This window comes from Pseudovibrio exalbescens DSM 16456, from assembly GCF_000422785.1.
Classification (GTDB): Bacteria; Pseudomonadota; Alphaproteobacteria; order Rhizobiales; family Stappiaceae; genus Pseudovibrio; species Pseudovibrio exalbescens.
The window spans coordinates 474,443-487,288 of sequence record NZ_AUGS01000001.1 but is presented as its reverse complement, the minus strand read 5'-3'; the positions used below and the strand labels follow the sequence as shown (position 1 = coordinate 487,288).

The window sequence follows — 12,846 nt, the reverse complement described above, 5'->3', positions numbered from 1 at the left end:
GTGCAGGCACAGCTTTTTTTAAAGCGAGTTAGCGTATATTGAAAGCATCGGAAAAGGTGGTGGAGGAGGTTGGATTCGAACCAACGTAGGCATAGCCAGCGGATTTACAGTCCGCCCCCTTTAGCCACTCGGGCACTCCTCCGTCGCGTTGTCGGTGTCGACCGCGTCGTGTGGGAGGCCTTATGCGAATTCATGGCCTGATTGTCAACGCCGCAGCTGAAAACTGTCCACCATTTAGCCGACATTGCCTTGGAAAACTCCTCTCCCACCGTTTTTCTGCCTAGAAAACATAGAGTTATTCACAAGCCACCAAAACTCGGCGAGGCAATCAATGACGCTCGAACTGGTAGGTGTTCTCTAACTTTAGCGCAAACAACAATCAAAAGTTGCTGGACGCACAAGCCATGGTTCCGCCAAATAGCTATTCTACCGTTACGTAAGTATGTAATCCACCCCATCCGGCCGCAATAACGAGAACAATATGAAAGCCATCATCTCCGCATCCCTGCTCCTTGCAGCTTTTTGGGCCTTTGCAACACCTGTTCACGCGCGTGATTTGTTGGGAAAGACGCTGACGCACGTTTGGCAGGAGGCAAGCGCAAACGGCGACACTATCGAAAAGCGGTTCGAAACATTTTTCTGCGAAACTGATTTCTTGGTTTGGAACGACATATCGCAGCTGGCGGACCCCGAACACCATCAGGCCGCCTACACCATGACGGAGATAACGCCCGACATTACACAAGTGAGCTGGAAGGATTCTCCCGAGACATCCAATCTCGGCTACGTCTGGACGCTGGATTTCACCACAGGCAAGATATTCGGCGTCATTATCAATGCCGAGCAGGACAGCAACTTGCAGGTTGAAGGCACCTTTGAAGTCTTGAGCGGCGTCACGCCATCAGATGGTCGAAAGGGATGCTCTTGAGTGCAGACGCCTAACCATCCAACCGTGTTGAGGGATCAATATGATCACTACGCCACAAGCCATAGCGCCAGGGCATATACCATCTGGCATTGACAGGCACCTCGTCCGGCACAGGATCATAGCCACTACCACCCCAAGGATGACATCGCAGGATACGTGCGGCGCCCATCCATCCGCCACGCCACACACCAAAGCGCCGCATGGCGGTTTCCGTATAACTGGAACAAGTTGGCGCGTATCGGCACCCTCGCCCCATGAACAGGGAAAAGCTGTATTGATAAGCTCGGATCAAACCGACGGCGATCATCAAACCCGGACTGCGCCTGCCAGCCCCCTCAGGAGACCGAGAGTCCACCTGCTGTCCAGAACACTGATGCGGCACGATCTCATGCTGATGCCTGTGCGAGTGATGGCACACGGTTTACACTCCGGCTTGAGCACTGGTTTGCGCTTTTTCGACAGCCTCAACGACCGCTTCAAATGCCAGCATGGTGGATGCATGCCGTGCCTTGTAGTCTTTGACAGGCTCAAGAAAGGCGAGCTCATGAAAGCGCCCCTCAGGCGGCGAGCCGCCCTCCTTCAACATGGCCTTGAGAGCATCTCTGGCCTTGACCAGTTCATCCCGCGATGCGCCAATAACGTGGCGCCCCAGAATCGCAGCAGAGGCCTGACCCAACGCACAGGCCTTCACATCCTGCGCGAAATTGCACACATGATCCCCCTCAAGACACACCTCGACAGAAACCGTAGACCCGCACAGGCGCGAATGTGCCTTGGCCATGCCATGCGGCGCTTCGAGATGCCCAAGGAGAGGAACATTGCCCGCAAATTCGAGGATCTTCTGGTTGTAAATGTCGTTTAGCATAACGGCCCCTTGTTGGCGCTGCCACTTTCATCTATCAGATAACTAACCTATATAAGGGCCAATGCCGAGTAATTTTAGTGTCAACTCCGCGTCCGTGTCTGCCTGAGCAGATCATGAACTGGCACATTAAAATCACAACGCACTAATCCTAGCAGCAGCGTGGAACGTAAGAATTGAGGGTTGCATGATGACGCAGTGTAACCCGATGATTTGAGGACAGTGACCCTCGGAAACAGGGTAGGTTCGCCTTTAGAGTTGGAGAACACATATGGATGCTGTGCTAAGAACGGTTGCACAAGAAACCTCGGATGAGCGGCGCGCTGCGTCCCGCCCTTCCCGTGAAGAAGCAGAAGCCGCCGCACGCGTGCTGCTGGAATGGGCAGGCGACAATCCGGAGCGCGAAGGCCTGGTGGAAACACCAAAACGCATGGTCAAGGCATTTGAGGACTTGTTTGCCGGTTATCGCGAAGACCCGCGCGAGCATCTTGAACGCACATTTGAAGAAGTCGGCGGCTACAACGACATCGTGCTGCTGCGTGATATCGACTTCTATTCGTTCTGCGAACACCACGTTTTGCCTTTCAAAGGGAAAGCGCACATTGCGTACTACCCTTCGAACAAGGTGATTGGCCTGTCCAAACTGGCCCGCGTGGTCGAGATTTATGCGCGCCGACTGCAGACTCAAGAAAATCTCACTGCGGAAATCATTGGTGCCATAGACACTTATCTGGCGCCGCGCGGCATCGCTGTCATGCTCGAAGCGGAACACCAGTGCATGGCGATGCGCGGCATTCAAAAAGCGGGCGTGAGCACGATAACGAACCAGTTTACCGGCATCTTCAAGGAAGATCCGGCTGAACAGGCCCGGTTCATGACACTCATCCGCACCACATCTTGAAAACTCCCAGCATTACACGTGAAAGCCTGAATAGATGACGACCGGCCAAGGTATGACGCCTTTTGCGTCCGCCCTCGACAAGAAAACCATGGAGCACGGCACCGTGCTTGCCCCCAAGTTTGATGAGCATGGCCTCATTCCGGCGGTCGTCACCCATTTTGACAGTGGCGAGTTGTTGATGGTGGGGTTCATGAATGAAACAGCCCTGCAACGCACTATTGAAACCGGTCACGCATGGTATTGGAGCCGATCACGTCAGGAATACTGGAAAAAAGGGGCCACCTCAGGCCAGGTTCAGGAAGTGGTTGAAATCCGCACTGACTGCGATCAGGATGCCATTTGGCTCCGCGTTCGCGTCGCTGGCAACGGCGCGACCTGCCACGTTGGATACCGCTCCTGCTTTTACAGGCGTGTCGAAACCGATCAAAATGGGCAACCGCATCTGGTTTTCGCTGAGACCGAAAGGGTCTATGATCCTGCTGAAGTCTACTCTTCCAAATAGTATGGAAGGCGCTTGAGAGCGCCATCCATTCACGAGACAAACCAAAACAAGAAGCATCTCACCACTCTCATCATCAAACTTGGAGAACTTAGGTGTTGGCTAGCTTCCCACGATGGTCATCCAAAAAACCTGAACACTCAGACCACCACGGACAACCAGATCCGGTAGCAGAGCAACCGGTGGAAGACGAGGACGAACGAGAGGCCAGCGGCCTTGAGCGTCCTGAGCGCCCCACTTTGGGCTTGGCCCTTGGCGGCGGCGCAGCTCGTGGTTGGGCTCATATCGGAGTTCTCAGGGCGTTTCTCGAAAACGGCATCCGCCCCGATCTCATCTGCGGCACCTCCATTGGCGCAGTCGTCGGCGGATGCTATCTGGCGGGCAAACTGGATGAGCTTGAGGACTTCGCCAGGTCATTGACCCGTCGACGGGTATTCGGGCTCATGGATATTTCCATAAGAGGATCCGGCCTGATCGGCGGCCAGCGCCTCCGTAACCGCCTCGAATCCCATGTTGGTGATCTCAGGATCGAGGACTTGTCAGGTCCGTTCGCAGCAGTGGCGACGGAACTTGGCACAGGACACGAAATCTGGATCAAATCAGGCAGCCTGTCCCATGCACTGCGCTGCTCTTATGCTCTTCCTGGCGTTTTCGAACCAGTTCCTCTGGGAGGCCGGTGGTTGGTCGACGGGGCTTTGGTGAACCCTATCCCTGTCTCTGTATGCCGTGCCTTGGGTGCACGAGTCGTCGTTGCGGTCAATCTCAATTCCGACACCTTTGGCCGCGGCTCAACGGTCGTTCATGATCTGCCACCTGCCCCACCAGACATGTTGCCGGAGGTAGAACACGACATGAAACAGGCAATGGGCTCTACGGCAAGCCGCATTTTGCGTCGGCAGTTCATGGGGGGGCGCTCCAATGGGTTACCCGGCATTTCAGGGGTAATGATGGATAGCTACAACATTATCCAGGATCGCATCGGACGGTCACGTCTTGCTGGCGACCCACCGGATGTCATCATGAGCCTGCGTCTTGGACACTTGGGCCTCTTTGATTTCCACCGGGCTGATGACGCGATCAAAATCGGCTACGACGCCGGATTGAAGGCAATTGAAGACACTCAAGCGTGTTTGGCCCACAATCCAAAACGCCTTATCTGACGGCACGCAACCAGGCGTGCCGCCCGCCCCCGATACAAGAGACTTGCAGTTGAGGATTTCGCATCCAAACAGGGTCACGCGGTGTGGATGTAGCTACGCAGTTGCTCCGCTTCGCGCTCAACCTCGGCAATGCGGTACTTGACCACGTCACCAATGGAAACCAGACCAACCATTTTCCCATCGCTTTGAACGGGCATATGCCGGAAGCGACGCGTTGTCATCTGCTCCATGACGGCGTTGATGGTATCATGCTCACTGCATGTAATAACATCAGCAGTCATGTAGTCTTTCACTGGCTGGCTCAGCACATCCGGGCCATTCAGCGCTATGGCTCCCACAATATCGCGCTCTGAAATGATACCGCAGATCACACCGGGTTCATCGCAAAGCACAATCGCCCCGATCCGCCGACCGCCAAGAACGGCGGCAATTTCGCCGAGGGTTTTGTCGGTCGTCTCCGTGAAGACTTCGCGCCCCTTGCTGTTGAGGATAGCAGCGACTGTCATGGTATCCCTCCTCTTTGCCATAATCTGCGCGGTAACACCGGCATGCCGCGATATTTACCTAGCGGCATCTTAGGCAAAAAGCGCTCCCCTTGCATAGCCCCCAACAAGCGAACCTGCGAAAACCAAGGGAAATCAGGTGAGGATATTCGGCCGCCGAGGGACAGGGTCGAACACGGGGAACAGCAACAAACCGGCAATAAAGCCGCCGACATGCGCTTCCCATGCAATGGACGCCCCCTCACCCGCAAGCGGCGTCGACCACAGCCCAAACAACAGATTGATGCCAAACCAGGCGACGATAAAGCCAAACACCTGCGGGTTTGACAGTGCTTCCTTGAAGGGACGGGCAGGCAGTCGATACGCAATGCTGTCGGGCGCTCTTACCACTCCCAGAGGGCCGCCGAAATCAAAAACAAAACGGATCGCACCCGCCATATGTGCCGAAATCGCAGCAGAAGCACCGACCACAGGCACTTGATCCCCCCAATGCGACACAAGATGGGCACCAGCGCCCGCAATGGCAGTCAGCAAGGAAAACAGCAAAAATCGTGAGGTGCCAAACCGGCGCGCAAGCGCGGTGCCGAAAATCGACATCCAGAGCACATTAAACAAGACATGAGTAAAACTGCCGTGAAGGAAGGCATAGCTGGCGAAGCTCCAGATGCCACTGAAGAAACCGCCGGGCCACTGGCCGCTGGCCGCAACCTCCGGCAGATAGCGCACCGGCCAGAACGCAAACATGAACAGCGTCATTAGATCAGTCTCAGGCGGGAGCACCCATGAACGCACACTATGAATGCCGATCAGCACCGCCCCGAGGATCACAATCAGATTGGGCAGGTTGAAAACCGGCTCAGCCTTGGGCGGCTCTGTGCCATCCTGAGACAAATCGGGGTTGTCCATGATCCATTTCTCCTGTGTGTCTTTGGGAGGTAGGCGATACGGCCTACGAGTACAAGCACAAATTTTTCCAGCAGCGCCAGTGTCCGCGTTTGCTGAGGACTTCGGATCTGTTCCACCCCTTCTTTGAGGCATCCATGAAACAGACGCAGTCAAATCGTGGATTTGTGCGCCTGAATACGAACCTCAGCTTATGACACCTTGCCAAAAGTTAACAACCGGCACCCCAAAACACCGTGGGCTGAACCATCGAGAACAGACAACATGCGCATTTCACCTCCCAGCAACTCGCTGAAAAAGCAGTAAAATCCTGCGAGTTGGCACACCCCCTGCTTAGTAAGTGGTGAAGTCAGATGGATAGTTAATTTTGTCCATAAACAGGACACTTCGAACCGGCAGCGAGATTTTTAAAGAATCAATTTGAGGGGAACGAGTTCAATGAAACATGGTGCCACACGAACGCTCTACCAATACTGGGACGATATCCGCGGCCCTCGAGCGGCACCGGATCGAGGTGACATTCATCCAGCATCAATCAAATCCGTTCTTGGCGATACGTTTATTCTGGAAGTCAAACATCCACTCTCCTACAAGTTCCGCCTGGCAGGAACACGACTTTGTTCAGCCTATTGTAAAGAACTGAAGGGGCGAGACTTCCTGATTGGATGGTCTGACAAGGACCGCGAAGCAATCTCAGCACTGCTTTCCACCATTACAACGGAAAACGCGGCCGCAGTCATAGGCATTCGGTGCGAAAGTTCAAAGGGCCATACGCTGGACATGGAAATGCTGTTACTGCCGGTTCATGTTCGCGGCGAAGGGTGTACCCGCCTCCTCGGCTGCGCGGTTCCCATGCAACGCCCCATGTGGCTTGGCTCCACTCCGATTTGCAGCCAGCGCGTGACGTCGCTGCGATTGATGTGGCCCGATGACGATTTGGACATTCAGGAAACACCGGTGGAAGTCCACCACTTCAAATCGATCCGCCGCTCCCAGAAGAAACCGGGCGTCACAATCGACACCACACCACAACGCGACCGTCCGGCTGCCGACGCCGCCATGGCTGGCGCAATTGCCAGCGCCCGTCGCGTGAAGCACCTTCGTGTGATTGATGGAGGCAAACACCACGGATAAGTGCATAAAGCCCTCGGAAATACAGTGGGTAATTATAAACTGTTAACCGTAGCGGATTAGGTTTCCATTAAGTTAAGGTCGGGTGGCCGATGGCTAACGTTGGAAATCAGGGGCTCAAATGAGGTCGGGTAAGTCGACATCTCAGATACTGAGTAAGATCATCGCGCAGAATTCGGAGCAACGACGGTTCTCACGCGTCGATGTCGATATCCTCGGGCGCTTCATGCTGGAAGATCGGCGCGAGTATCCGTGTCAGGTGACCAACATGTCACCCGGCGGTGCGGCGATCATCGCCCCGGTGGCTGGCAAGGTTGGCGAACGAGTTATCGCCTACCTCGATCATATCGGCCGCATCGAAGGGCGGATCTCCCGCCATATCGACGGCGGTTTTGCTGTTGAACTCAATGCAACCCCGCGCAAGCGAGACAAGCTTGCAAATGTGCTGACGTGGTTGGCAAATCGAGACGCCCTCAACCTGCCGGAAGACCGCCGACACGAGCGCTTCATTCCGAAAAACCCTATCACCAGAATCGTTCTGCCAGACAACCGCAGTTACGACTGTCGGATCATCGATGTTTCCTTGTCCGGGGCAGCCTTGAAAACCGAAGTGCGCCCTGCCATCGGCATGGAGATTTCACTGGGTAAGATGCGCGCCCGCGTGGTGCGCCATATGGAAGACGGCATTGCGGTCGAATTTGCCTCAATCCAGAACCAGCAGCTTCTCGAACGACACATCGCCCCGGATTCCTTCTGACCCTCAGCCCGCTCACCACCCTTTAAAGCTATAGAACAAGCTTTCCGTTCCCCTCTTTCCGCCTCAGGAATTTCAAGAGCTACGAAAGTTGTCAGCAAGGTTAACTCTTTCCCTATGGCCCATTGATTGGATATTAACGCTAATGATTACTTTAGAGAGACAACCGGATCAAAAATAATAAATCAAAACAACATCTTATAATAATTACAATTTGAACTTTATTTGAATAAAATTCAAATCTAATTTGACTTAAATTAAAATCTGTTTTTAGTCGTATTTGACTCAATCTCGCTTCGACCGGTTTAACCCCTATAAAACCGGGGGCGGCACTGTAGCTTCATGTTCAACGGAGCTCGTGCAGCAAGATGGTGCTTTCAAAAACACTCTCAGCATTTGGAATTGGTTTGGCTCTGCTCTTTTCAGGAGCATCAACCACCCTTGCTGAGACTCCGCTTGGCCGTTTCATGCCTGTTCTGGGTGAAGCAACGGCGCCCGCGGGGCACCTTGAGTTTTGCACATTATGGCCTCAGGAGTGCGTTGGTACCCATACGCTACCTGTCGTTGTCAAATTGGACGGACCGCGCTGGCAAGAACTGCTCGACATCAACAAGACCATCAATACCACGATCAAGCCCTTGCCGGACGAAGATCAGTTTGGTGTATCGGAGTTTTGGACCTACCCGACAGCCGGATATGGTGATTGTGAAGAATACGTTTTGGAAAAACGCCGCCTGCTGATCGAAGCTGGCTGGCCCAAAAGCGCGCTTTTGATCACGGTCGTGAAAGACACCAACAACCAAGGACATGCGGTTCTCAGCGTTAGAACCAATCAGGGCGATTTGATTTTGGACAATCAGATGAATGCCATTCTGCCTTGGTATTCTACACCGTATCGCTTCATTAAGCGCCAATCCAGTCGCGATCCAGCCAAATGGGCCGCGATCTCTGACCGCCGGGTAACCACGGTCGCCTCTATCAAGAACTAAGTCCCAAGCCTCTACCAAAACGACAAGGGGCCCCTTGCCCTGGGGCCCCTTGTCATTTCTTCAAGTCTTCATTCCTCAATAATGGACAAGCCTGCCTTGAAGCGACGCCAGTTCGCGACATAAACATCCGCTGACAACTGAAGTCTTTCCTGTTGGGCGGCGCTCAACTCACGCACGACCTTTCCAGGCATGCCAACCACGAGAGAACCATCAGGAATAACTTTGCCTTCAGGTACCAAGGCATTGGCGCCAATAATGCAGTTTTTACCAATCTGCGCGCCATTGAGCACAGTAGCCCCCATCCCGATCAGAGCATTGTCACCAATCGTGCAGCCATGCAGAATTGCCTTATGGCCAATCGTACACCCTGTGCCGATCGTGAGTGGGCAACCGGGATCGGTATGCAGTACAGCCCCATCCTGAATATTCGAGCGCGCACCAACATAAATAAGTTCGTTGTCCCCCCGCAGAACAGCGCCAAACCAAACGCTGGCTTCCTCGTCCAACCGAACATGGCCGATTACCTCTGCGCTCGGGGCAATCCAAAACTCATTCGAAGACGGTAGTGTTGGCTTCACGCCATCAAGTGCATAAACGGTCATAGCCCCTCCATGGATAACAGCGGCACCATGGTTTCCTAATGGCGCTCAAAGTACAAGGGCCACATACACGATGAAAAGGCCAGTTTGCACACTCCATAAACAAGAGAGCACCGCAGACGCCATCAACCAGCCGAAAGGTCGTCCTTCAACACGATACAGTTGAAGACCGCTTCGCATCAGCAAAAACGGCCCAATCATCAAAACAAAAATCATGGAGAGTGTCGCTTTCAGCGCATTATCAAACGGCACTCTGAACTTCGGCGGCTCACCGGTAACAAGCTGATAAAAACTTGAGAGAATACCAGCGCTTACAAAACCCGAAACACAAAGAAATGCCGCAACAAATAATTCATGAACCACCAACTCAACTCCCAGCCAGGACCAACTCCTAACGAAAAGTTAAGCAAAGCCTATGCCAGAGAAAATTGTGCCGCTACTACACAAAACCGCAGGTATAGGTGATTTTTAAAGGCGGCGGAGTGAGATGTTACACGAACAGAAAAGCACAAATGTCCCATTTTGGGACACATAAAGGCCCGCTGGGCAAATAACGCCGAAACAAACTTTCAGCCCCATGCAATTGGCTGTCAGATATAAAAAAGGGGCCAAAGGGCCCCTAAACAAGCTGGTCCGAAACCGGATTACATGTCTTCCACGTCGATTTCCAGAATCGCCATTTGGAAGTTCCAGCTCAGTTCACCATCTTCCTCATCACGGAAAATGATGCCAAGAAACTCATCGTCCATGTAGACCTCGGCGGAATCGTCTTTGCGAGGACGTGCTTTGACCACCAGGTCTGGCGATTTGAAAGCCTTGCGCAAATAAGCTTCCACTTTGCGGATTTCATCAGGCTTCAAGGGCCATCTCCTTCAATTTTATTTGTTCGCGTCTCGGCCCGAACCTATACAAATAAGCTGCGCTGCCAACCCCCGAGACGGCGATTATCCTTGTTTGTTTTTCTCTGAATCGCCTTGACCTTCACCAAGCATTTGATCCATCAAACGCGCCGGCTGTGGACATCCCGCTTCACCCACAGCTTTTGCAGGAACGCCGGCAACCGTTGTATTTGGAGCAACCGGTTTCAACACAACTGAACCGGATGCCACCCGCGAACAGTGGCCGATTTCAATATTCCCAAGCACTTTCGCACCCGCGCCCAGCAGCACACCATGGCGTATCTTTGGATGCCGATCATCGGTTTCCTTGCCCGTACCACCCAAGGTCACGCCCTGGAGAATGGATACATCATCCTCCACTACGGCCGTACCGCCAATGACGATGCCAGTCCCATGGTCAAGGAAAATGCCGCGCCCCATGGGTACCGCCGGGTGAATATCTACTTGGAACACTTCGGAACTGCGGCTCTGCAGATACAATGCAAAATCCTTGCGCCCTTGTTGCCATAGCCAGTGTGCAAGACGGTGCGTCTGCAAGGCATGAAATCCCTTGAAGTAAAGAAGGGGCTCCAAAAACCGGCAGCACGCCGGATCGCGATCATACACCGCCGAGATATCGACACGAAAGATCTCTGCAAGTGTCAGATCATCGGCCAATGCCTCATGATAGGTCTGCCGAATGAGCGACGACGAGACCACCACATGACCCAGGCGGTCTGCCAACCGATGAACCACAGCTTCTTCCAAACAGCCGTGATGCAGGATCGTCTCATATACAAAAGAGGCCAATGCCGGCTCGGAAGCGGCCATGTCCTCGGCTTCCTGCCGAATGGCTGCCCACACCGGATCGTGGATTGCCAATGCTCGCTCAGGATTTTCGGATACCTGCGACATCAGGGTGTCCTTTCACGCCAAGTCAATTGAAGTAGGTCTAGCAGAAAATACCCGTTCGCTAAACCAACTCATCTCCTAAGGGTTGGGTCGCACCCTGTCCATTTCAAGTCGCGGGAAAATGTCAGTGGTCAACAACCACGCGCTTCAAGCATCTAAACTCATCCGAATACTGGACAAAAATGGCATGATCGACGAGGTGAACATATCATTCTTGTCACCAGCCACCATGTGGCCGGCAGCCTTGACCTCAGTAAACTCCGCGTGAGGCACCATCTGCATGAACTCATCAACGTGAGCTTCGTTCACCAATTCCGAGGACCCGCCGCGCACCAACAAGACAGGAAGAGCTAGTTTGCGGGCTGCATCCTCCAGCGCATTCTGCATGGCGGCCGCATGCCGGTCATCCAAATGGCGTTGATCGATGAACTTAGGATCCCAATGCCAATAAAACCTGCCATCAGACTTCATGCGCAAATTCTTGGCGAGCCCCTTCAGTGATTTTGGCGGCGGTCGATGCGGCAAGTATTCGGCGATCACTGCCGCCGCATCCTCGACACTCTCAAAGCCCTCACTTGCGTTGCGCGCCATGAAGGAAATGACCTTGTTCACCCCGCCCTTATCCAGCCGAGGCGTGATATCGACAAGAATAATCCCGGAGAGAGAGCCGGGAGAAAGCGCCCCCTCAGCCATGATGGATGCAAGACCTCCCAGTGAGGCGCCTATGGCTATGGGGGCCTGACCGGTTTCCTCTTGGATCTGCCGCGCAACGGCGACAACATCACGACCGAAGTCGTGAAAACTATAGCCTGTCTCAACCCATTCGCTGTCGCTATGACCGCGCTGATCCAAGCAGTAGGCGCGCATTCCCGCGTCAGCAATATGTTGAGCCGTACCACCCCAGGAATGACGGGTTTGCCCCCCACCATGAAGGAGCAGGACCGGCACGCCCTCTTCGCCATATGCATCTGCCATGAGCCGATTTTTGTCGGCACCGAGGAACACGCGCTGCTGCGTCATTATGAAAATTGCTCCAGAAACTCCAGAACACCCTGTTTGAAAACCTTGTCACCCACTGCCACCATGTGATCCCGATTGGGAATCTCCAAAACGGTTGCGTGAGGCATCAATGCTGCCAAGGCGTGTGGGTCTCCTGCAACTTCATCTTTAGTCCCAACGGCGATCAGGGTTGGAGCTGCAATGCGAGCCACATCCTCCTCGAGGATCGGTTTGCGGGTGGACTTCATGCAGGCGGCCAATGCCCGGCGGTCCGAGCCTGTCTGCTCCGCAAAAGCCCGGAAAGCCCGTCCCGTGCGATCAGACACATCCGAAAGTCTGTCAGCAAGCAGCGCCTCAATGATAGGCTCCGGATTGCCGACACCGGTCACAACGCCATATCCCATTCCACCAAAAACCAGCGAGCGAACACGCTCAGGCTGTTTTAGGGCACAGAATGCGGAGATACGAGTGCCCATGGAGTAGCCCATGAAATCGGCCTGATCGATTTGAAGGTGATCGAGCAAAGCCAATGCATCATCTGCCATGACCGGAGCACCATAGTCAGCCGGGTCGTGGTACTTGTGGCTGTCCCCATGCCCTCGATTGTCTATTGCAATGACACGGCGTCCGTCTTTGACGAGCACATCGACCCAGCCGGGATACTCCCAATTCACGTTCTTGTTTGAAGCGAATCCGTGAATCAGCAAAATCGGGTCGCCCTCCCCCTCATCCAGATAGGAGAAGGAGGCACCGTTTCTCGAAAACTGCGGCATTTTAACCTGACGTCCTTGAGCGATAACATAGAAATTCAGAGGGACAATATAGAGA

General features: G+C 53.8%; 17 protein-coding genes and 1 tRNA gene. 7 read left to right on the top strand and 11 right to left on the bottom strand.

What is annotated here, in order from left to right; translation table 11 throughout:
* Nucleotides 1-57: 57 nt before the first annotated feature.
* A tRNA-Tyr gene (locus G512_RS0102255) sits at nt 58-142 on the bottom strand.
* Between the two features lie 339 nt (nt 143-481).
* Here G512_RS0102255 and G512_RS21990 point away from each other — a divergent pair.
* On the top strand, nt 482-928 hold the full coding sequence (locus G512_RS21990; protein WP_051268768.1) for a hypothetical protein: 447 nt from the start codon (nt 482-484) through the stop codon (nt 926-928).
* A 10-nt stretch (nt 929-938) separates the two neighbouring features.
* Here the strand turns inward: G512_RS21990 and yidD are convergent, their stop codons facing one another.
* Together yidD and G512_RS0102240 are read right to left on the bottom strand one after the other, a co-directional pair.
* Complete coding sequence (yidD, locus tag G512_RS0102245) at nt 939-1,283, bottom strand: membrane protein insertion efficiency factor YidD (protein ID WP_028480294.1); 345 nt, start codon at nt 1,281-1,283, stop codon at nt 939-941.
* Nucleotides 1,284-1,349: 66 nt separating this feature from the next.
* Nucleotides 1,350-1,793, bottom strand: coding sequence for an iron-sulfur cluster assembly scaffold protein (locus G512_RS0102240; RefSeq protein ID WP_028480293.1), 444 nt, complete (start codon nt 1,791-1,793; stop codon nt 1,350-1,352).
* 268 nt (nt 1,794-2,061) lie between these two features.
* Here G512_RS0102240 and folE point away from each other — a divergent pair, with 268 nt between their 5' ends.
* The 3 genes from folE (at nt 2,062) to G512_RS0102225 (ending at nt 4,350) form a co-directional block, all read left to right on the top strand.
* Nucleotides 2,062-2,691 carry a GTP cyclohydrolase I FolE gene (gene folE, locus G512_RS0102235; RefSeq protein WP_028480292.1) on the top strand — a complete coding sequence of 210 codons (630 nt, stop codon included), beginning with the start codon at nt 2,062-2,064 and terminating at the stop codon, nt 2,689-2,691.
* Nucleotides 2,692-2,725: 34 nt separating this feature from the next.
* Nucleotides 2,726-3,193: a phosphoribosyl-AMP cyclohydrolase gene (gene hisI / locus G512_RS0102230; protein ID WP_028480291.1), complete on the top strand. Its 468-nt coding sequence runs from the start codon at nt 2,726-2,728 to the stop codon at nt 3,191-3,193.
* 179 nt (nt 3,194-3,372) lie between these two features.
* On the top strand, nt 3,373-4,350 hold the full coding sequence (locus G512_RS0102225; RefSeq protein ID WP_028480290.1) for a patatin-like phospholipase family protein: 978 nt from the start codon (nt 3,373-3,375) through the stop codon (nt 4,348-4,350).
* Between the two features lie 74 nt (nt 4,351-4,424).
* On the opposite strand, the gene G512_RS0102220 is transcribed toward G512_RS0102225, so the two are convergent.
* Complete coding sequence (locus tag G512_RS0102220) at nt 4,425-4,856, bottom strand: CBS domain-containing protein (protein WP_028480289.1); 432 nt, start codon at nt 4,854-4,856, stop codon at nt 4,425-4,427.
* A 132-nt stretch (nt 4,857-4,988) separates the two neighbouring features.
* Nucleotides 4,989-5,759 (bottom strand): rhomboid family intramembrane serine protease, encoded by a 771-nt coding sequence (locus G512_RS0102215; protein ID WP_051268765.1) that lies wholly within the window; start codon nt 5,757-5,759, stop codon nt 4,989-4,991.
* Nucleotides 5,760-6,194: 435 nt separating this feature from the next.
* Between G512_RS0102215 and G512_RS0102210 the strand changes: the two genes are divergently transcribed.
* The 3 genes from G512_RS0102210 to G512_RS0102200 all read left to right on the top strand — a co-directional run bounded on the left by G512_RS0102210 (nt 6,195) and on the right by G512_RS0102200 (nt 8,630).
* Nucleotides 6,195-6,890 (top strand): PAS domain-containing protein, encoded by a 696-nt coding sequence (locus G512_RS0102210; protein WP_028480287.1) that lies wholly within the window; start codon nt 6,195-6,197, stop codon nt 6,888-6,890.
* Between the two features lie 118 nt (nt 6,891-7,008).
* Entirely contained in the window at nt 7,009-7,644 is a 636-nt protein-coding gene (locus G512_RS0102205) for a PilZ domain-containing protein (protein ID WP_051268763.1), read from the top strand.
* 365 nt (nt 7,645-8,009) lie between these two features.
* Complete coding sequence (locus G512_RS0102200; RefSeq protein ID WP_028480285.1) at nt 8,010-8,630, top strand: transglutaminase-like cysteine peptidase; 621 nt, start codon at nt 8,010-8,012, stop codon at nt 8,628-8,630.
* Between the two features lie 68 nt (nt 8,631-8,698).
* On the opposite strand, the gene G512_RS0102195 is transcribed toward G512_RS0102200, so the two are convergent.
* From G512_RS0102195 to G512_RS0102170, 6 genes are all read right to left on the bottom strand, one after another.
* Nucleotides 8,699-9,232, bottom strand: a complete 534-nt coding sequence (locus G512_RS0102195; RefSeq protein WP_028480284.1) for a gamma carbonic anhydrase family protein — start codon at nt 9,230-9,232, stop codon at nt 8,699-8,701.
* 45 nt (nt 9,233-9,277) lie between these two features.
* Nucleotides 9,278-9,592 (bottom strand): DUF6949 family protein, encoded by a 315-nt coding sequence (locus G512_RS0102190; RefSeq protein ID WP_028480283.1) that lies wholly within the window; start codon nt 9,590-9,592, stop codon nt 9,278-9,280.
* Between the two features lie 281 nt (nt 9,593-9,873).
* Nucleotides 9,874-10,089, bottom strand: coding sequence for a DUF3126 family protein (locus G512_RS0102185; protein ID WP_028480282.1), 216 nt, complete (start codon nt 10,087-10,089; stop codon nt 9,874-9,876).
* Between the two features lie 84 nt (nt 10,090-10,173).
* On the bottom strand, nt 10,174-11,022 hold the full coding sequence (cysE, locus tag G512_RS0102180) for a serine O-acetyltransferase (protein ID WP_028480281.1): 849 nt from the start codon (nt 11,020-11,022) through the stop codon (nt 10,174-10,176).
* A gap of 144 nt (nt 11,023-11,166) precedes the next feature.
* Nucleotides 11,167-12,039, bottom strand: coding sequence for an alpha/beta fold hydrolase (locus tag G512_RS0102175; protein ID WP_028480280.1), 873 nt, complete (start codon nt 12,037-12,039; stop codon nt 11,167-11,169).
* Nucleotides 12,039-12,791: an alpha/beta fold hydrolase gene (locus tag G512_RS0102170; RefSeq protein ID WP_028480279.1), complete on the bottom strand. Its 753-nt coding sequence runs from the start codon at nt 12,789-12,791 to the stop codon at nt 12,039-12,041. Before G512_RS0102170 ends, G512_RS0102175 begins: the two co-directional genes overlap by 1 nt.
* Nucleotides 12,792-12,846: the final 55 nt, after the last annotated feature.